The organism is Pseudidiomarina insulisalsae, assembly GCF_003987065.1.
GTDB classification, from domain to species: Bacteria; Pseudomonadota; Gammaproteobacteria; order Enterobacterales; family Alteromonadaceae; genus Pseudidiomarina; species Pseudidiomarina insulisalsae.
In genome coordinates, this window is the sequence record NZ_PIPY01000003.1 from 102,144 (window position 1) to 121,666 (window position 19,523).

General features: G+C 53.7%; 13 protein-coding genes. 8 read left to right on the plus strand and 5 right to left on the minus strand.

What is annotated here, in order from left to right:
* Positions 1 to 134: 134 nt before the first annotated feature.
* The 5 genes from CWI71_RS03465 (at position 135) to CWI71_RS03485 (ending at position 7,437) form a co-directional block, all read left to right on the plus strand.
* Positions 135 to 419 (plus strand): encapsulin-associated ferritin-like protein, encoded by a 285-nt coding sequence (locus tag CWI71_RS03465; protein ID WP_126753870.1) that lies wholly within the window; start codon positions 135 to 137, stop codon positions 417 to 419.
* A gap of 92 nt (positions 420 to 511) precedes the next feature.
* Positions 512 to 2,596, plus strand: coding sequence for a M13 family metallopeptidase (locus tag CWI71_RS03470; RefSeq protein WP_126753871.1), 2,085 nt, complete (start codon positions 512 to 514; stop codon positions 2,594 to 2,596).
* Positions 2,597 to 2,626: 30 nt separating this feature from the next.
* Positions 2,627 to 2,998 (plus strand): hypothetical protein, encoded by a 372-nt coding sequence (locus tag CWI71_RS03475; RefSeq protein ID WP_126753872.1) that lies wholly within the window; start codon positions 2,627 to 2,629, stop codon positions 2,996 to 2,998.
* Positions 2,999 to 3,035: 37 nt separating this feature from the next.
* Positions 3,036 to 4,331: an efflux RND transporter periplasmic adaptor subunit gene (locus tag CWI71_RS03480; RefSeq protein WP_126753873.1), complete on the plus strand. Its 1,296-nt coding sequence runs from the start codon at positions 3,036 to 3,038 to the stop codon at positions 4,329 to 4,331.
* Positions 4,321 to 7,437, plus strand: coding sequence for an efflux RND transporter permease subunit (locus CWI71_RS03485; RefSeq protein ID WP_126753874.1), 3,117 nt, complete (start codon positions 4,321 to 4,323; stop codon positions 7,435 to 7,437). Before CWI71_RS03480 ends, CWI71_RS03485 begins: the two co-directional genes overlap by 11 nt.
* Here the strand turns inward: CWI71_RS03485 and CWI71_RS03490 are convergent, their stop codons facing one another.
* Together CWI71_RS03490 and CWI71_RS03495 are read right to left on the minus strand one after the other, a co-directional pair.
* Entirely contained in the window at positions 7,438 to 10,542 is a 3,105-nt protein-coding gene (locus CWI71_RS03490; RefSeq protein ID WP_126753875.1) for an efflux RND transporter permease subunit, read from the minus strand.
* A complete protein-coding gene (locus tag CWI71_RS03495) occupies positions 10,542 to 11,627 on the minus strand; it encodes an efflux RND transporter periplasmic adaptor subunit (protein ID WP_126753876.1) in 1,086 nt (361 codons plus the stop codon). The genes CWI71_RS03490 and CWI71_RS03495 overlap by 1 nt, the downstream gene beginning before the upstream one ends.
* 114 nt (positions 11,628 to 11,741) lie before the next feature.
* Between CWI71_RS03495 and CWI71_RS03500 the strand changes: the two genes are divergently transcribed.
* A complete protein-coding gene (locus tag CWI71_RS03500) occupies positions 11,742 to 12,620 on the plus strand; it encodes a LysR family transcriptional regulator (protein ID WP_126753877.1) in 879 nt (292 codons plus the stop codon).
* Positions 12,621 to 12,629: 9 nt separating this feature from the next.
* Here the strand turns inward: CWI71_RS03500 and CWI71_RS03505 are convergent, their stop codons facing one another.
* Positions 12,630 to 13,007 carry a hypothetical protein gene (locus CWI71_RS03505; RefSeq protein ID WP_126753878.1) on the minus strand — a complete coding sequence of 126 codons (378 nt, stop codon included), beginning with the start codon at positions 13,005 to 13,007 and terminating at the stop codon, positions 12,630 to 12,632.
* Positions 13,008 to 13,277: 270 nt separating this feature from the next.
* On the opposite strand from CWI71_RS03505, the gene acnB reads away from it, so the two are divergent.
* Positions 13,278 to 15,866: a bifunctional aconitate hydratase 2/2-methylisocitrate dehydratase gene (gene acnB / locus CWI71_RS03510; protein ID WP_126753879.1), complete on the plus strand. Its 2,589-nt coding sequence runs from the start codon at positions 13,278 to 13,280 to the stop codon at positions 15,864 to 15,866.
* 121 nt (positions 15,867 to 15,987) lie between these two features.
* Here acnB and CWI71_RS03515 read toward each other — a convergent pair whose 3' ends face one another.
* Positions 15,988 to 16,902: an ATP-grasp domain-containing protein gene (locus tag CWI71_RS03515; RefSeq protein WP_126753880.1), complete on the minus strand. Its 915-nt coding sequence runs from the start codon at positions 16,900 to 16,902 to the stop codon at positions 15,988 to 15,990.
* 168 nt (positions 16,903 to 17,070) lie between these two features.
* On the opposite strand from CWI71_RS03515, the gene CWI71_RS03520 reads away from it, so the two are divergent.
* Positions 17,071 to 17,448 (plus strand): DUF4870 domain-containing protein, encoded by a 378-nt coding sequence (locus CWI71_RS03520; RefSeq protein ID WP_126753881.1) that lies wholly within the window; start codon positions 17,071 to 17,073, stop codon positions 17,446 to 17,448.
* A gap of 137 nt (positions 17,449 to 17,585) precedes the next feature.
* Here CWI71_RS03520 and CWI71_RS03525 read toward each other — a convergent pair whose 3' ends face one another.
* Positions 17,586 to 19,370, minus strand: a complete 1,785-nt coding sequence (locus tag CWI71_RS03525) for a DUF885 domain-containing protein (RefSeq protein WP_198678715.1) — start codon at positions 19,368 to 19,370, stop codon at positions 17,586 to 17,588.
* Positions 19,371 to 19,523 lie beyond the last annotated feature (153 nt).

Consider the following 19,523-nt stretch of genomic DNA (forward strand, 5'->3'; position numbering starts at 1 on the left):
CAACAAACACCGCGCTGGCTCAGCCACCGCGGTGTTTTTTTTGCACGCTTTCAAGTTGTACACCCGCCCGTGATGCCGTAAGGTAATGAAGTACTTCGCAGACAAACTTTTTTACAGAAGAAAAGGAGCGAGTTATGGCGAACGAAGGTTATCATGAACCCTACGAGCTGCTCTCGGATGAAACCCGTGACATGCATCGTGCCATTATTTCCCTGATGGAAGAGTTAGAAGCCGTCGATTGGTACAACCAACGCATTGACGTCTGTAACGACGAAGAGCTAAAAAAAATTCTGATTCACAATCGTGACGAGGAAAAAGAGCACGCGGCAATGACGTTGGAGTGGATCCGTCGCCGGGACAAAAAGTTTGACGAAGAATTAAAAGAATACCTATTCACCGACGACGTGATAGGCCATTAACGACAACACCGTTATTTGATATTTGATATTGGTTATCCAGTAACTAATAACCGATATCAAATAACGTCTTTGCATTATTGAATGAGGAAGTTATGCGTAAAGTTAGTACTTTGGCGCTGAGTGTCGCACTGGCACTTGGAGTTGCCGCCTGCTCACCGCAGTCCAACCAGACCGAAAACAACACCACCGAACAGACTCAGGCCGATGCCCAGCAACAACAGCTGACCTCAGGTCTTGATATGAACGATTTCAACACCAGCGTGCGTCCTCAGGACGATCTGTTCACCTATGTAAACGGTGGTTGGGTAGAGCGCACTGAAATTCCGGCGGATCGCTCACGTATCGGCTCGTTTAATGAGCTGCGCGACGAAAATCAGGAGCGCCTGCGTAAAATTATCGAAACCGCAGCCGCCAGCTCACCTGAGCCAGGCTCCAACGCTGACAAAATCGGTGACTTCTTCAATAGCTACATGGACGTTGAGCGTCTGAACAGCCTTGGCTACGAGCCCATTGCTGCTGACCTTGAGGCTATCAATAAACTGAAAAACCATGATCAGGTCGCTGCTCAATTCGCGCAAATGGCACGCTTCGGTATCAGCTCGCCATTCGGCTTTTATGTATATGCCGATGCGAAAAACCCGGAAATGAACGCCATGTACATGAGCCAGGCGGGCCTTGGCCTTCCTGATCGCGACTATTACCTAAAAGACGAGGAAAAGTTCGTCGAAATTCGCGAAGCTTATACCTCGTACATGACCGATATGCTGGCGCTGGTTGGTTATGAACAGGACGCTGCCAAAGCTGCCGCCGAAGCAGTACTGGAGCTGGAAACTAAGTTAGCCGAAGTGCAGTGGAGCCGCGTTGAAAGCCGTAACGCAGACAAAACCTACAACAAAAAAACCATGGACGAAGTCAAAGCGTTACTGGGTGACTTTAACCTGGGCGCCTACACCGAAGCCGCTGGCATTGCCACCGTGCAGGACGCTGTAGTACGTCAGCCTTCTTACTTCGAGAGCTTTGGCGCTATGTTTGCCGGCGTGCCACTGGACACCTGGAAACATTACCTGAGCCTGCGTCTGGTCAACGGCTTTGCCGGTGCCTTAAGCGAAGAAATCAGCGACCGCCGTTTTGCCTTCTACGGCAAAGTACTTAACGGTACCCCTGAGCAAGAGCCGCGCTGGAAGCGTGGTGTCAGCGCCACTGATGATGCCCTTGGCGAGGTGTTGGGCCAGCTGTATGTTGCTGAATACTTCCCGCCAGCGGCAAAAGAGCGCATGGAAACCCTGGTCGACAACCTGATTAAAGCTTACGGCGAGTCGATTAAAGAACTTGAGTGGATGAGCGAAGAGACCAAGCAAAAAGCATTGGAAAAACTGAGCAAATTCACTCCGTACATTGGTTACCCAAGCGAATGGCGCGACTATTCGGCGCTGGTCGTATCTGAAGACGACTTAGTGGGTAACTACAAGCGCTCAGCTGCGTTCGATTATCAGGAAAACATCAGCAAAATCGGCCAGCCGGTGAAAGAAGAAGACTGGGGCATGACGCCACAGACCGTGAACGCTTATTACAGCCCGGTACGTAACGAGATCGTGTTCCCGGCCGGCATTCTGCAACCGCCGTTCTTTAACATGAACGCTGAAGATGCAGTCAACTATGGCGGTATTGGCGCGGTCATTGGTCACGAGATCGGTCACGGTTTTGACGATCAGGGCTCAAAATACGATGGCGACGGTAACCTGCAAAGCTGGTGGACTGATGCCGACCGTGAAGCCTTTGATGAACGCGGCGCAATGCTGGCAGCCCAGTACGACTTATATGAGCCGATCGAAGGCGTATTTGTGAACGGTAAGCTGACGCTGGGTGAGAACATCGGCGATCTGGCAGGTGTGACCATCGCTTATAAAGCCTATAAAGATTCGTTAAACGGTGAAGAGTCTCCGGTACTTGACGGTTTTACCGGTGAGCAACGTGTATTCCTGGGCTGGGCGCAGGTCTGGCAGACCAAGCAGCGTGACGAATACACCCGTAACCAGGTGCTGAGCGATCCGCACTCGCCTGCTTACTATCGGGTAAACGGTACCGTGGTCAACGTTCCGGCATTTTATGAAGCCTTTGACGTGAAGCCAGGTGACGAGCTGTACTTACCACCTGAAGAACGCGTGACTATCTGGTAATAATTGGGTTACACTGTCGCCATGAACGTCATGATTCGAATGCTCATTCTGGTTTTGTTGCTGGTGCCGCTTAGCGCACCAGCCGCCACTGCTGCGCCTGGCGCGGCGGTGCATGCCAGCATGGATATGAGTATGGAACATCACGCCATGGCGGCAGAGCATGCCTGTTGTGACGACAGTGAGATGGCCTCGGTTCACGCCAGTGCCATGGCCGAACACATGTCCTGTGATGGCAGTTGCAGTGACTGCCAGCATTATTGTGGCGCGACCGCAGTCGCGCTATTACCTTCTTTTTCTGCTACCGCGGCGCTACCTGAAGTGCAGCGCTGGCAGTATCATCCCGCACATCTTCTGACCCGTAAGGACCGTCTCGAGCGTCCACCTATGCCTGCAAACGACTAAGCGTTTTTCCCTAGTTCGTTTTTTGCAGGAGTAAGTTATGTTTTTACAACGTTGGATTGTGGGTCTACTGGCCCTGACTTTGTTCGCTGGCAGCGTGGCGGCTCAGGATCATAGTGATCATTCGCAGCATGGCTCTGATCAGCACACCGCCGAACAGCATCAGTTGACTGAGCAAACCCCGGCCGAGCGCCAGTTACAGGGCGACGAAGAGGTGCAGTACGTGTGCCCGATGCACAGTCACATTGTGCGTGACGAGCCCGGTACCTGCCCGATTTGTGGTATGGATCTGGAACCGCAGCAGCCCACAGTCGAAGTCAATGTGCAGATTAGTGGCCAGATGCAGCAAAACCTCGGCATTACCACCACCATGGCCGAGCGAACCACCTTATGGCGCTATTTACCCACCCTGGCCACGGTGCAGTGGAATGACAATGCCCGCTGGCATGTGCATCCGCGGGCTTCAGGCTGGCTGGAAGAGCTGCAGGTCCGCAGTGAAGGTCAGACCGTTGCCGTGGGAGACCCCCTTTATAGTATCTACAGTAAAGAGTTGGTGGTGGCTCAGCAGGACTTTTTGCAGGCGGTCGATGCGGTAGATACCTTAAGCAAAGCCCAGGCGCAGCGGCTGTTGCGCGATGGTCGTCTGCGACTGGAGCTGTTAGGTTTTACCACTGAGCAAATCGCCCAGCTTGAGCGCAGTAAAGAAATCTTCTACCGCCTGCCGGTCTTCGCTAAGCACGCGGGTGTTGTAACCTCGCTGAATGTTGCCGAGGGCATGTACGTCGAGCCTGGTACTGAGGTGATGACCATTACCGGTGACAATAGTGCCTGGCTGATTGCCGATGTTCCTGAGCGCTACACCGACTGGCTGCGACCTCAGGCTCCGGCCGATGTTACCTTGCCGCAGGCCGGCCTGAACGCGTATGAGACCGAAATTGATTACATCTATCCGGAGCTGGACGCGCAGGCGAAAACCCAACGTGTGCGTATTCAACTGCCGCAAGGTATTGACCCTGCACAGATTCATGTGGGTATGCAGGCACAGGTTGAGCTTTATGGCGGGCCGAAGCGTGACGTGATCGCTATTCCGGTAAGCGCGTTGATTATGACCGGCACGAGTAACCGCGTCATTGTGCAGACCGCTGACGACACCTTTGAACAGCGCGATGTGCACGTGGGCTTGGTGGTGCGTGACGAAGCTGAGATTATGCACGGGCTTGAGGTGGGCGAGCGTGTGGTCACGTCCGGACAGTTCCTGCTCGACTCTGAGGCCAGTCTGAAAGCCAGTCGCTTAGGTGGCAAGCCGCAGCAAAGCGGAGGCGCGCATGCTCACTAAAATTATTGACTGGAGCCTTGCCAACCGCATGCTGGTGCTGATTGGCGCCTTATTTGCGGCATGGTTTGGCTGGCGTGCCATGAGCACAACCCCGCTGGATGCGATTCCTGATCTGTCCGATGTGCAGGTCATTGTGAAGACCCCTTATCCGGGGCAGGCGCCACAGTTGGTCGAAGAGCAGGTCACCTGGCCGCTGGCGAACCTGATGCTGGCGGTACCTGGCTCCACCGAGGTGCGTGGCTTTTCGTTCTTTGGTGATTCGTATCTTTATATTCTGTTTGAAGAGGGCACCGACATTTACTGGGCGCGCAGCCGCGTGCTTGAGTATCTGAATCAGGCATCGGAGCGACTGCCTGCGGGTATTACTCCACGCCTGGGACCGGACGCCAGTGGCGTCGGCTGGGTATTTCAGTATGCCCTGGTGGATCGCACCGGACAGCGTCACCTCGGTGAGCTGACCAGCCTGCAGGACTGGTTCTTAAAACAAGAGCTGCAAAGTGTGGCCGGTGTTGCCGAAGTTGCGACCGTAGGTGGCATGGTGCAGGCCTATCAGGTTGTGGTTGACCCGTACCGCCTGCAAAGCTATGGCCTAACGCTGGAGCAGGTGCGCTCTACCATTACCAGCGCGAATCAGGAAGTTGGCGGCGGTATCGTCGAGATGGCGGAAGCCGAGTACATGGTACGCGGCACCGGCTATATCCAGTCGCTGGATGATCTGCGTGAGCTACCCTTACCGGTGCGTAGCGCCGCAGGTAACGCTATTACTCTTGCCGATGTCGCGACCGTACGTCGCGGGCCGGAAAGCCGTCGTGGTATCGCCGAGCTGAACGGCGAGGGCGAGGTGGTTGGCGGTATCGTGGTGATGCGCCACGGTGATAATGCACTGGCGACCATTGAGCGGGTGCGCGATAAGCTAAAAACCCTGCAGCAAGGCCTGCCTGACGGCGTGGAGATTGTACCAACCTATGATCGCTCGAACCTGATCCACCGGGCGGTCGACAACCTGACCAATAAGCTGCTGGAAGAAATGGCGTTTGTGGCTTTGGTCACGGTGCTGTTCTTATTGCACATGCGCTCGGCCATGGTGGCGATTATTACCCTGCCACTGGCGGTGTTGATGAGCTTTATCGTCATGCGCTGGTTAGGTATTAACGCTAACATTATGAGCTTAGGCGGTATCGCCATTGCCATCGGTGCACTGGTGGATGCAGCTATTGTGATGGTCGAAAATGCCCATAAACACCTGCAGCATTATCGTGAGGAGCATGGTACCGAGCCTAAAGGCGAGGTGCACTGGCGCCTGATCCGTAACGCCACGGTCGAAGTAGGCCCTGCGTTATTCTTGTCGCTGTTGATTATTACCTTAAGCTTCGTGCCGGTGTTTTCACTCGAAGCGCAGGAAGGGCGTTTATTCGCGCCGCTGGCTTACACCAAAACCTTTGCCATGGCTGCGGCAGCGTTACTGGCCATTACCCTGGTGCCGGTGCTGATGGGCTATTTCGTTCGCGGTAAAATTATCAGCGAGGAACGTAATCCGCTGACCCGCGCGCTTATCTGGCTGTATCGTCCGTTATTGCGCGGCGTGTTAAAGTGGCCGAAGATGGTTATTTTGCTTGCCGCGGTCGTGACAGTAAGTGGTTACTATCCGTTGAGTAAAATGGGCAGTGAATTTATGCCGACTATGCAAGAGGGCGATTTGCTGTACATGCCGACCACCATGCCGGGCATTAGTCCCGCAGCGGTCGCTGAGTTGTTGCAGCGCACCGACCGGCTGATCAAACAGGTACCCGAAGTGGAACGCGTGTTCGGTAAGACCGGGCGGGCCGATACCGCGACCGATCCGGCTCCGCTGACCATGCTGGAAACGACCATTCAGCTGAAGCCGCAAAGCGAATGGCGCGAAGGGGTAACCTTGCAGGACATTATCGCCGAGCTTGACGCTACGGTGAATGTGCCGGGTATTACCAATGCCTGGGTACAGCCGATTAAAACCCGCATCGACATGCTCTCGACCGGCTTGAAAACGCCGCTGGGGCTGAAAATTGCCGGGCCTGAGCTTAGCGAAATTCAACGCATCGGCGGTGAGTTAGAAGAGCGTCTGTCAGGTTTGCCAGGGGTGGCTTCGGTATTTGCCGAGCGCCCGGCGGCGGGGCGTTATCTTGAAATCCGTCCGCGTTTAGCCGAAGCGGCGCGTTACGGGCTTGACCAGGCGACCATTCAGCGGACGATTCAGTTTGCCATCGGCGGCGCGCAAATAGCCGAAACCGTTGAAGGCACCGAACGCTATCCCATTACCTTACGTTATCCGCGTGAGCTACGTGATCATGTTGAAAGCATCCGTCAGTTGCCACTTTACAGCGCCAGTGGTGCCTGGGTAACGCTGGAGCAGGTTGCGGACATTCAGGTGACCGATGGTCCGGCGATGATTCGTAGTGAGAACGCGCGTCCTACTGGTTGGGTGTTTATCGACGTCGACAGTACCACGTCGGTGGGCGATGTCATTGCCGCCGCTGAGCCGGTGTTGGCGGGTTATCAGCTACCGGCGCGCTATGCGTTGTCGTGGTCCGGTCAGTACGAGTCGATGGAACGGGTAAAAGCGAAGCTGACGCAGGTGGTACCGGCGACGCTGGCGGTCATTCTGGTGCTGCTGTATTTCACCTTCCGCTCGTTCAAACAGGCCGTACTGATCATGGCAACCCTGCCGCTGGCAATTACTGGCAGCCTGTGGTTCATCTGGTTACTGGGGTACAACCTGTCAATTGCTGTTGGCGTAGGTATGATTGCCCTGGCCGGAGTGGCCGCCGAGTTTGGCGTGGTGATGATGCTGTATCTGAACAATGCCTGGAAGAGTCGTAAGCAGCGCACCCGCGCGTCACTTTACGATGCCATTGAAGAGGGCGCAGTACTGCGCGTGCGGCCGAAAGCGATGACGGTCATCACCATTATTGCCGGTCTGCTGCCAATTATGCTGACGCAGGGCACCGGTAGTGAAGTGATGCAGCGCATCGCGGCCCCCATGATTGGTGGTATGGTCCTGGCGCCGTTGTTGTCATTGCTGCTGCTACCGGCGGTGTACTACCTGTGGCACCGCCGTAAATTAAGCTGATCAGCTATCAGCCACTGATGACGCTCTGGTTGTGTCGGTGCGCGGCACCCGCATGACCAGGGCGTACATAACTGGCACCACAACTAAAGTGAGTAGCGTGGCAAAGCCCAGTCCAAACATAATGACCACCGCCATGCTGACAAAGAAGTCATCGAATAACAGCGGCACCATGCCCAAAATGGTGGTGACCGCTGCCATGACCACCGGTCGTACCCGGCTGACCGCAGCATCTTCTAAGGCTTGCAAAGCGCTTTTACCCGCGGCCGATTCCACCCGGATCTGCTCCAGCAGCACCACGCCATTTTTGATCAGCATGCCCGACAGACTTAAGAAACCCAGTAGTGCCATAAAGCCAAACGGCTGGCCGGTTAATGCCAGACCCAAAGTCACGCCGATAATGCTAAGTGGCACCGTGGTCCACAATACGCCGGCCTGACGAATCGAGCTAAACAGCAACACGGTAATGATAAACATCACCACAAAGGCCAGTGGCAGTGCCTGGAATACGGCGCCGGTGGCTTTTTTCGAGGCTTCGTGTTCGCCACCCCATTGCAGCTGATAACCGGGGGGTAAGGGAATTGCTTCAATAGCGGGACGAATGCGTGCCAGCACCATCGCTGCGGTTTCCTCGCCGAAAATATCGTGATCAGCCATGACCGTCAGCGTGCGCTTACGGTCACGGCGTAAAATAAGATAGTCCTCGGCGACCAACTCCATGTTCAGCACCACCTGGGCCAGCGGCACGTTTTGCTGCAAGGCCTGGGAATACACCTGTAACTCGTGCCAGTCGGCAATCTCACGCCGCTCAGCTAATGGCGCCTGAACCACGATGGGTAATAGTTTGGTGCCGTCACGGAATAAACCAACGGTCTGGCCGCTGAAATTGCGCTTTAGCACGCTATCGACATCGGCTTTGGTGATGCCCAGTCGTCGTGCCGCAGCTTCATTGAAAACCGGCTGCAATACCTTGGTGCGCTGCCGCCAGTCATTACGCAGGTTATAAATGCCGGGGTCGTCGCGCATCACCGCTTCCGCCTGCGCGGCCAGCTGGTGTAACACATGCGGGTCGGGACCACTGAAGCGCGCTTCTATTTTTGCTGCCTGGGAAGGGCCCATCTCGACCGGCTTGAACTTGTATTCGACGTCGGGTTGATGGGTGTTCAGGTACTGCGTGAGGCCTGCGTCGATCTGTCGCAGCTGCGAGCTATCAGCCGCGCGCAGTATCAGCTGACCGTAACTTTCGTATGACTTTTCCACCATGTAGGTCAGGGTAAAACGCGGCGCGCCGCGACCCACGGTACTGGCGACATAGGTCAGTTGCGGATAGTTTTCGCGCAGATAATCTTCGAGCTCACCGACACGCTCGGCGGTCACGCGAATATCCGTACCCTGGGGGTACCAGACATCGACAAATAGCATTGGCGTGGTCGAGGGCGGGAAGAACGACTGTTTCACCGTGGTAAAACCGGCGATGGCAATACCCAGCAGGAGCAACATGAAAAGCATGGTGGTTTTACGCCAGCGCAGAAAACGCCGCAGCAAGCGACGATAGCCGCGAAAGACCCAATGCTGATAGACGTGGTCGTCATCTTCGGGCTGCTCTTTGGCGCTTAGTGCCCGGGCATCGCGCCGATACAACAGATTGCCTAAGAAAGGCGTCAGCGTAATTGCGGTAAACCAGCTTAAGAAAAGCGAAATAAACAATACCCAGAACAGCGAATTCGCATACTCGCCACTGGCGTCTTCAGAAAGTCCAATGGGCGCAAAGGCAATGACCGCGACCGCCGTGGCGCCCAAAAGCGGCCACATGTTTTGTTGTACAATCACGCTGGCGGCCTGAATACGTGACAAGCCACGGCGAATTCCCACCAGCATTCCTTCGGCAATAACAATGGCGTTGTCCACCAGCATACCCAGCGCAATGATCAGCGCGCCCAGCGACACCCGTTGCAACTGAATGTCCATAAGATACATGAAAATAAAGCTGCCCAGCACGGTGATAAGTAACACCCCGCCAATCAGTACCCCGCTGCGCAAGCCCATGGTCAGTAACAGCGCAATGACCACAATGGCAACGGCTTCAGCCAGGTTTAGCAGGAAGTTTTGCACCGAGGCGTCGACCTCGGCCGGCTGATTGTAGATGTAGTGCCACTGCATGCCGATCGGCTGCGCGTATTTAAGCTCTGCCAGTCGTTGTTCAACGCGCTGACCGACTTCGACTACGTTCACATCGTCAGCAAACGAAATGCCGAGCCACAGCGAAGGCTCGCCATTAAAACGCACCAGATGTGAGGGAATTTCTTCATAGTCGCGGCGCACTGAAGCGACATCTCTTAACAGAATGCGCTCATCCGCGCCCGGATTGCTGATCATCAGGTTGGCAAGATCGGTAACGGCGGCAAATTCGCCGGTGGTGTGTAAGCGAATACGCTCCTCACCGCTGAGGACACGGCCGGCGTCGCTGACCAGGTTCTGGGTTTGCAGTAGATTGATGACCTGTTGCGGTGGAATGCCAACGTTGGCTAACTTACTGCGGGAAATCTCAACAATCACCTGCTCCTGCTGTTCACCCGCTACCGTAACCTTGCCGACGCCCTCGACCAGCACCAGTTCGCGGCGCAGAAAGTCGGTATAGTTTTCAATATCTTCATAGCTGTAGCCCTGACCGGTGACCGCCAGCATAATGCCATAGACGTCGGCAAAGTCGTCGCGCACCATGGGTTGCTGTACGCCAGGTGGCAGTTGCCGCGTCACATCATTCACTTTGCGGCGCAACTCGTCCCATATCTGCGGCATTTCATGGGCGCGCAGAGTGGTTTTCATGTCAATGGTGATTTGACTGAGGCCAGGCTTTGAGATGGAGCTGATATGGTCGATGTTGCCCAGTTCCTGCAGGGCGTTCTCGATGCGGTAGGTGACCTCTTCTTCTACCTGCTGCGCCGTGGACCCCGGGTAGGCGGTAATGACCATGGCTTTTTTTAAGGTAAACTCAGGATCTTCCAGCCGGCCAATGTTAGTGAGCGCCAACACTCCGCCCACCAGAAGCAGAATCAGCAGCATCCAACTGGAGGTACTGCGGCGGATACTATAACGTGCGATATCCATTACAGGCCTGGCTCCTTCACCCAGGGCCGCACACGCTGCCCTTCGCGTAAGGCATAGACGCCCGCCACCACAATCTGCTCGCCCTCGGCCAGACCACTGATAATTTCGATATGCGCATCGGTGACCGTACCGACCTCAACGGTGCGTGGGTGCACGGTTTGCTGTTGCGGGTCAAACACCCACACCTGGTACGGCGCGCTGACTTGTTTTTTCGTGTCTGAAAAGACCGCACTGGTCGGCACCAGCAGACCTGAACTGGGCTGGCTGGCTACGGCGCTCGGGTCGACGCGGACCGTTGCCGACATACCCGGCAGCACGTTAAATGTGGTCGGCGCAGGCATGGTAAAGACCACCTTATAAGTATTGGTGGCCGGGTCCGCGGTCGCGTCCCACTCTTTCAGACTGGCCCGGAAGGTCTGTCCGGGCGCTGCCGCGAACAGAACCTGCGGCTGATAGTCAGTGCGCCGCTGCACTCTGGCGAACAACTGCTCAGGCACATTGATGCTGATATCGATGGCGTGGTTCATTTGCAACGTAGCGATAGGGCGTTGTGGCTGCACGGTTTCAAATGCTTCAACAAAGACATGCGCGATGGTGCCGGCGAAGGGCGCGCGCAACTCGGTATAACGTAAATTAGCTTTGGCGGTTTCCAGATTAGCCTTGCTTACCTGCAGGTTGGCTTTAACCTCGTCGAACTGCTGCGGCGAAATCACGCCTTGCTCCACTAAGTTCTCGGTGCGATTGTACTGAGCCTGGGCAAGCTCGTAACGTGCCTGGGCCTGATCCACGAGCAACTGAAAATCGGTGGGATCAAGCCGGGCAATTAAATCACCCTTCGCGACGTCGGTGCCAGGCAGCGCTGGGAACTCAGTAATCTCGCCGCCGACACGAAAGGCCAGTCGGGCCACTTTGGCGGCTTCAATGACCGCAGGAAACTCCCGATAGCTTTGCGTGCTGCCTGAGCCGACGGTAAAGAGTTTCACTGGTTGTACGGTCTGAACTGTTTCTTGTTGCGCTGGCGCGTCACTGCAGCCCGCCACTGCGGTCAGCAACAACGTTAGTATGAGTAATGTTCGGCTGAACATGAGAACACTCCGTGGATCGCGCTAAAAAGATACTGTTAGTTTAGGCATAACCAATATAAAGTAATACTGAATTAAAATTAAAAAGATAATAAGTAATACTTAAGGTGTTTTCTGATGAAGCTCAGTCAGCTTGAAATGTTAGTCCATCTGGCAGAAACCGGTTCGGTGCAGGGCGTCGCGGAGCGTATGCACCGCACTCAGGCGGCGGTCAGTATGGCGCTGCGCAACCTCGAAGAAGATGTCGGTTTTACCTTGTTTGATCGTAGCGGCTATCGGTTGACCTTGTCGTCGCGCGGCAAGCAGTTCCTGCGTCAGGCGCGCGAGGTGGTCAAACAACAACAACGGCTGCAGTCGCTGGCGCAGCAACTGGAAACCGGCGCCGAACCGCAGTTGCGCATTACCTACGACCATACCTGCGCACCCGGTGTGTTATTCCCGGCGATTCAACAGGTGCAGCGCGCCTTTCCTGCCACCGAGTTATTGTTAAGTGGCGACTCGCAACTGCGTGGCTTACGCAAGGTGCGTGAGGGCGAGGCCGAACTGGCGCTTTGTCCCTGGCTACCAATTTTTCGTCAGTACGGTGACTTTGAAACCGCGGGCGTGCGGGCGTTCGAGCTGCTCGTGGTTTGCACGCCGAATTTGCTCGCGAGTTTAGGCAAGGACGTCTTACAACGTCATGATTTACTCGAACTGCCGATGCTGATCCCTCAGGATCAGGACGTGGGCATTGATTTGGATAAAATCATTCGCATGCCGGGTCAGCAACGAATTCGGGTCAACGACTCGATTACCCAACGTGAACTTCTGCTGGCCGGGATGGGCTGGGGCATTATTCCGGGCGATCTGGTCGGCGACGCGATTAAGCGCAAGGCGTTGCAACGAATTGATATTCCCGGCTTTATGACGCAGGTGAACCTTGAGGTTCACCTGGTAAGGTCCGCCGAGCACATTGCTGGCCCGGCGGAAGAATTGATTTGGCGGCAATTTAGCTAGGCCGCCGCGTTACAGATGTAGCCCTAGCGCTGCACCGTAAGTGAACTCAATAAGCGTGCCCTGTGGCAAGCTAATTTCAACGCGTGCGATTAAGCCATAATCACGCACCGCGTAAGCTGCTCCATCGAGTGCTGCGGCAATGTCTAAGACCTGTTTCGCCTTAAGATCTGCCATAATCTCGGCCTGCGCAATCGCAACGTTTTCTGCGATACTGCCTTTAAATGCGTCGGGTTTATAGGTGTAGCGATAAGTTTGCTGCGCCTTGACTGCTGGCTCGCGCTCAAGCTTATCCTGAGATTCAAATGCCGATACTGCGGGCGTCCAGACTGCGGCTAAAAATGCCGCACTACAAATGATTTTTACTGCGTTGTTGGAAAAAGTGTTCATGTTTAGGCCCCCCCGTAGAACCTATCTATTAGGATAGTTCACAGACGGGAAAGGTTTAGATGGTAGCGGATTTAATTCGCAACCAGTTGTAAGTAGATGTAATAAAGTTTGACAAAAACTAGTTCTTGGTCTTGTTGCTATTCATAACGTTTATGCTAAAGATTACCTTTTATGCCCTCGTATGAATTTTAATTGCCTCTCAAAACCCCTATAATTGCGCCAAAATTTTCACCCGCAAGTTTCATCCGCATAGCAAAGTAGAGGTAATCTGTGCTGCAAGACTATCGTAAGCATGTTGAAGAGCGCGCCGCAGAAGGCATCCCACCGAAGCCACTAACCGCAGAGCAAGTTGCGCAGTTAGTTGAATTATTGAAGAATCCTCCAGCCGGCGAAGAGCAATTTTTAGTTGAGTTACTGTCTGAGCGTGTACCGCCAGGCGTTGACGAAGCCGCCTATGTCAAAGCAGGCTTTTTGTCAGCTATCGTAAAAGGCGAAGCCTCGAGCCCTGTCATTAGCAAGCAAGATGCGGTGAAGTTACTCGGTAATATGCACGGTGGTTATAACATTGAAACCCTGGTGCAATTGCTTGATGACGCAGAACTGGGCGAGCTGGCAGCTTACGAATTAAAGCATACCTTACTGATGTTTGATGCCTTCCATGACGTGGAAGAGAAAATGCAAGCCGGCAACGCTCTGGCGAAAGAAGTTGTTGAGTCGTGGGCTGCCGGTGAGTGGTTCACCAGCCGTAACGAAATGCCAGAGCAGATTAAAGCGACCGTATTCAAAGTAACTGGCGAAACCAACACCGACGATTTGTCACCAGCGCCAGATGCCTGGTCACGTCCGGATATTCCTTTACATGCCAAAGCCATGTACAAAATGCCACGCGAAGGCGTGACCAATGCGGCTGAACAAATTGCTGAGCTGAAAGAAAAAGGGCATCCGGTTGCCTTTGTTGGTGACGTAGTAGGTACGGGTTCATCACGTAAATCAGCGACCAACTCGGTGCTGTGGTACATCGGTGAAGACATGCCGGGTACGCCAAACAAGCGTGCTGGTGGTATCTGTATTGGCGGCAAAGTGGCGCCGATTTTCTTCAACACCATGAAAGACGCTGGCGCGTTGGTGTTTGAAGCCGACGTCGAACAAATGAACATGGGTGATGTGATCACCATTTACCCTTACGCGGGTAAAATTGAGAACGAAGCGGGCGAGATTATTGCCCAGTACGACTATGCCTCACGCGTTATTCTTGACGAAGTGCGTGCTGGCGGTCGTATTAACCTGATCATCGGCCGTGGCCTGACTGAAAAAGCGCGCGAATCGCTGGGCATGGGACCGTCGGACTTGTTCCTGAAACCCGAGCAACCTGCTGACTCTGGCAAGGGCTATACCCTGGCACAGAAAATGGTAGGTAAAGCTTGCGGTATGGAAGGCGTACGCCCGGGTACTTACTGTGAGCCAAAAATGACCACCGTGGGTTCACAGGACACCACCGGTCCAATGACCCGTGATGAACTGAAAGACCTGGCTTGCCTTGGTTTTACTGCTGACCTGACCATGCAGTCATTCTGTCACACTGCGGCTTATCCGAAGCCGGTTGATATTGAAACTCAGCATACCCTGCCTGATTTCATCATGAACCGTGGCGGCGTGTCGCTGCGCCCGGGTGACGGCATTATCCACAGCTGGCTGAACCGTATGTTGTTGCCAGACACCGTTGGTACTGGTGGCGATTCACACACGCGCTTCCCGCTGGGTATTTCATTCCCGGCAGGTTCTGGTCTGGTCGCTTTCGCTGCGGCTACCGGCGTTATGCCATTGGACATGCCGGAGTCAGTACTGGTGCGCTTTAAAGGTGAAATGCAACCGGGTATCACCCTGCGTGATCTGGTTCACGCGATTCCTGCGTTTGCCATTAAAGAAGGCCTGTTGACCGTTGAGAAACGCGGTAAGAAGAACATCTTCTCAGGTCGTATTCTGGAAATCGAAGGTCTGGATCACTTAACTGTTGAGCAGGCGTTCGAACTGTCAGACGCCTCTGCTGAGCGCTCTGCGGCGGGTTGTACGATTAACCTGTCAGAAGAGTCGGTCGCAGAATACCTGCGCTCGAACATTACCATGCTGCGTTGGATGATTAACGAAGGCTATGGTGACGCGCGTACCCTTGAGCGTCGTGCTCAGAAAATGGAAGAGTGGCTGGCCAACCCGTCACTGATGCGTGCCGATGCTGATGCTGACTATTCTGCAGTGATCGAGATCGACCTGAACGAAATTAAAGAGCCGATCGTTTGCTGCCCGAATGACCCGGACGACGCCAAGTTCCTGAGCGAAGTTGCGGGCGATAAAGTGGACGAAGTCTTCATCGGTTCATGTATGACCAACATCGGTCACTTCCGCGCCGCTGGTAAGTTACTGGAGAAGAACAGCGACGAGCTGAACACGCGCCTGTGGATTGCACCACCGACCAAGATGGACGAAGCGCAACTGCGTGAAGAAGGTTACTACAACATTTACGCGAACAACGGCGTGCGCACTGAAATGCCAGGCTGTTCACTGTGTATGGGTAACCAGGCGCGTGTTGAGCCGGGTGCGACCGTGCTTTCAACCTCAACCCGTAACTTCCCGAACCGCTTAGGCGACGGCGCGAATGTCTACCTGACCTCAGCCGAACTGGCCGCTGTTGGCGCCATTCTTGGCAAACTGCCAACCCCGGCTGAGTACCTTGAGTACGCCGCAGACATTAACGCAATGGCCGGCGAAGTTTACAAGTACCTTAACTTCGACCAGATGGACGCGTTCCGCGACGCCGAAGCTGCCGCCAAGCAGAACATCATCCCGACCATTAACGTCGCGTAATTGCAAGGGAGGGCAGACCTCCCTTTTATTTCTTCAGAGCAAAGGGGGGGCAGCCCCCCTTTTTTTGTGTCCGCCGCGCAACGACCTCTGCCCCGCAGTGATCACTTCGCTTTGAGTTGGCCTATATCTGCGTAAACCGTGGGTGTATGGATCCGGTGTACAACTGACTAAGCAGCGCAGCAAAAAATGGAACGTTAAGTGAGTTGTTTATGAGTTCGGTGTGAACAAAGTTGGACTTTGAGTTGACCTCAATCAGCCGCACTTCATGGTTGGCTTTGAATAACAGATCGACGCCGAGCAATCCGTATTCTGTTTTTGAACTCGCGTTAATAAAATCAGCGAGTATTGGTTTTAGAAGGATAATCGCTTTTTGCAACTCTGCGCGCTTTCGTTCTAACTCTGGTAATTCTGTCATGCGCATCATTTTAATTGCGCTGCCGGCTTCATGATAACCGCGATGATCAATCTGTGTCGCGAAATCTGTCGCTTTCGGATCGTAAGGCTTGCCGTGAATCATGACAAAGCCATCGTCGAATAAAAATACTTTCTGGTCGTGGACAAACACGTAAGCGCGCGCTGTATATTTTTTTCCGTCCACTAACTCAATATCATCTACCTGCTGTTGAATAAAATGATGCGGAGGTAATTCATAACTGGCTAATTCGTTTGTTGTCAGGCAGTGAATTCCTTTACCACCTGTCGAATAGGTAGGTTTAATAAACCAGACACAATCTTTATTTTGCGCGTAGTCGAGGGCTTCCCCGACACTGAAAAAGCCGGGTGGAAATAAATGTGCAATTTCCATGTCCCGTACTTTTCGAGCTATAAATCCTTTGTTATCAAAGCCTTGAATGCATTTATAATTCAGCAGTCGGAAGTGAGAAGGGGTAATGTCAGGGTGCGTTCCGTAATAGGCATCCCAATAACTAAACGGGCGTAAATAAGCGAAAGGTAACAGTTGACCTGCTATCTGGTGGAACGCCGAAGCAATGATTCGACTGGCACGATTAACAATAATCTCAGGTTGCGCCGACATAGAAGTCTATTTGCTGTTGTTAATAAGTTAAGATGCTAACAAAACAATTTCTTTAAGTCGCACAATTTTTTTACACAGTAGCGATTTGGGGGAAAGCAATTGCGATTTAGCCAGTCACCATCTAAATTTCTGATAGCACAACAGAAACAATAAAAAAGGAAGCATGTTATGGAACCTGTCCAGGAAACCACCGTTATTACAGGACCAAGTAAAGAAGAACGTACCTTTGCGATGCTACTGCATTTATCACAACTTCTCGGTTATATCGCCCCGCTTGCGGGCTTTATCGCTCCGATAGTTATGTGGTTACTCAAACGTGACGAAAGTGCTTATATTGATGCCAACGGCAAAGTTGTTTTTAATTGGCTTATTTCAGCATTTATCTGGGGTGTGATTTCAGTCATTCTCAGCTTTATCGTTATTGGCGTTTTCATGCTGTTTGCGCTTGCCATCTGTCATATTATTTTCGCAATTATGGGCGCAATACGCGCCAACGACGGCATCGTCAGACACTACCCACTCACCATCAAATTCTTCCGCTTTTAACCTCTGCCCTCACCCGAGGGCAGACCCCAGCAAATTTTCCCGCTGCGCCAGAGGGGGCTGCCCCCTCTGGCGTAGAGGGAGCTGTTGGGGCAGAGGTGGTGCTGATTTTGGGGTGGTGGTAGCAGGGGCTGCCCCTGCTATGTTTGCGAGTTGATCCAGGTGCGGATTTCGGTCTCGAGGACATCAAGCGGAATACTACCGTTCTTCAGAATCTGGTAATGAAATTCTCTGATGTCGAATTTGCCGCCCAAGATTTGCTCAGCTTCACGGCGCAAGGAGCGGATCAGCATTTCACCAAGCTTGTAGGAAAGCGCCTGACCAGGCCAGGTGATGTAGCGGTCAATTTCGGTGCGCACGTTATGCAGGCTCAGCGCGGTATTGGAAGCCATGAAATCCATAGCCTCTTCACGAGTCCAGCCCATGGCGTGCATGCCGGTGTCCACTACCAGACGTGCCGCGCGCCACATTTCATAGCTCAAACGGCCGAAGTTGCTGTAAGGGTCCTGGTAAAAACCAGCTTCTAACCCCAGCCATTCGGAATATAGTCCCCAGCCTTCACCAAACGCAGAAATATAGGTACGCTGACGATAAGAGGGCACGCCCTCCATTTCACCCGCCAAAGCGTTTTGTAAGTGGTGGCCAGGCACCGCTTCGTGCAGCGTCAGCGCTTCGAGCTGATACAGCGGGCGACGATCAAGCGCATAGGTATTGACCCAGTAGAAGCCCGCACGGTCGTCGCGGTTGGTGCCCGCGTAGCGGCCAGTGGTGTACTTGGGCGCAATTTCAGAGGGCACCGGCGCCACGCCATAAGGCTTGCGTGGCAGCAACTTGAAGAACTTCGGCAGCTCGCCATCCATGCGTTTGGAAATATACGAGGCTTCTTTCAGTAGTTCTTCGGCTGTTTCAGGGTAAAACCGCGGATCGGTACGTAAGAACTCGACAAACTCGTCGAAACTGCCAGCGAAGCCGGTGCTATCAATCACCTCTTCCATCTCCGCACGAATGCGCGCAACTTCCGCCAGACCGCGTTCGTGAATCTGCTGCGGGGTCAGTGACAAGGTGGTGAAGTGCTCAATGCGGTTTTGATAATAGGCCATGCCGTTCGGCAATTCAGAGGCGCCGACCGACTCGCGACAATTTGGCAAATACTCCATCACCATAAAATCAAAATACTGCTGGTAAGCAGGAATCACTGCGTCGTCAATCACCTGCGCGGCCTGTGTCTGCAATTCGGCCCACTGCGCGTCACTAACAAAGTTAGGTTGCTTCAATAAGGGTTGAAAAAACACGCTGTCACGTGGGTCTTGCACAATGAACGCGGCAATACTGTCTTCGAAACCAACCATCGCCGCCTTGGGCTGAGTGTAACCGGTGGCGAGCCCGCGCTCGAGCCAGGCGGTCTGCTCAGCCATGTAGCGTGGCACGGTCGCCAGTTTGGCAACATAATTCTGGTAATCCTCGTAGCTACGCAAGGCAGTATTTCGCACCATGAACGACAGCGAGCTATGGAAGCCGCCTTCCGCGTTTAAAGGCATGTAATGTTCATTGAAGTCATAAGAGTCGACGTCATTTTGCAAACGATAGGTCAGCATGCGCCAGTTAATATATTGCTGGCGTGACAAGGCGTCGGTGTCGATTGCGTGCAGTTCCTGAAGCCAGGCGCGCTGCTGCTCAGCGCGCGCAGCCACTGCTTCAGGGGTCATAGATGGCAGTGCGGTATCGGAATCTTCACTGCCCACAGGGTTTTGCATGCCTTCCCAGACGCGTTCCGCTACTTGGGTAAAGCGTTGGTCTTCGCTTTGCGTGGTAGCTTGCACCGCGGTGCCCTGGTTTGAAGTGCCAGATGTCGCGGCACAGCCGCCCAGGAACATGGCCAGAGAGGCAGCCACTAAAGTAGTTGTAAAACGCTGTGGTGATCCCATAATAACTCCGCTTAAATTCTGATTTTTTTCGTACAATTTTTGCTAAACTGGCAAGCATTTACTAAAAGGCATTGTATGCCAGTGAGCAGGTAGCGCAAGCCGCTTGCGACCAAGCCGCTAACTTCCTAGAGCAATAACCAGCAGAGGACACGC

Coding starts and splice junctions, on each gene's coding strand:
- CWI71_RS03465 (WP_126753870.1), top strand. CDS start 135: ATGGCGAACGAAGGTTATCATGAACCCTACGAGCTGCTCTCGGATGAA.
- CWI71_RS03470 (WP_126753871.1), top strand. CDS start 512: ATGCGTAAAGTTAGTACTTTGGCGCTGAGTGTCGCACTGGCACTTGGA.
- CWI71_RS03475 (WP_126753872.1), top strand. CDS start 2,627: ATGATTCGAATGCTCATTCTGGTTTTGTTGCTGGTGCCGCTTAGCGCA.
- CWI71_RS03480 (WP_126753873.1), top strand. CDS start 3,036: ATGTTTTTACAACGTTGGATTGTGGGTCTACTGGCCCTGACTTTGTTC.
- CWI71_RS03485 (WP_126753874.1), top strand. CDS start 4,321: ATGCTCACTAAAATTATTGACTGGAGCCTTGCCAACCGCATGCTGGTG.
- CWI71_RS03490 (WP_126753875.1), bottom strand. CDS start 10,542: ATGGATATCGCACGTTATAGTATCCGCCGCAGTACCTCCAGTTGGATG.
- CWI71_RS03495 (WP_126753876.1), bottom strand. CDS start 11,627: ATGTTCAGCCGAACATTACTCATACTAACGTTGTTGCTGACCGCAGTG.
- CWI71_RS03500 (WP_126753877.1), top strand. CDS start 11,742: ATGAAGCTCAGTCAGCTTGAAATGTTAGTCCATCTGGCAGAAACCGGT.
- CWI71_RS03505 (WP_126753878.1), bottom strand. CDS start 13,007: ATGAACACTTTTTCCAACAACGCAGTAAAAATCATTTGTAGTGCGGCA.
- CWI71_RS03515 (WP_126753880.1), bottom strand. CDS start 16,902: ATGTCGGCGCAACCTGAGATTATTGTTAATCGTGCCAGTCGAATCATT.
- CWI71_RS03520 (WP_126753881.1), top strand. CDS start 17,071: ATGGAACCTGTCCAGGAAACCACCGTTATTACAGGACCAAGTAAAGAA.
- CWI71_RS03525 (WP_198678715.1), bottom strand. CDS start 19,370: ATGGGATCACCACAGCGTTTTACAACTACTTTAGTGGCTGCCTCTCTG.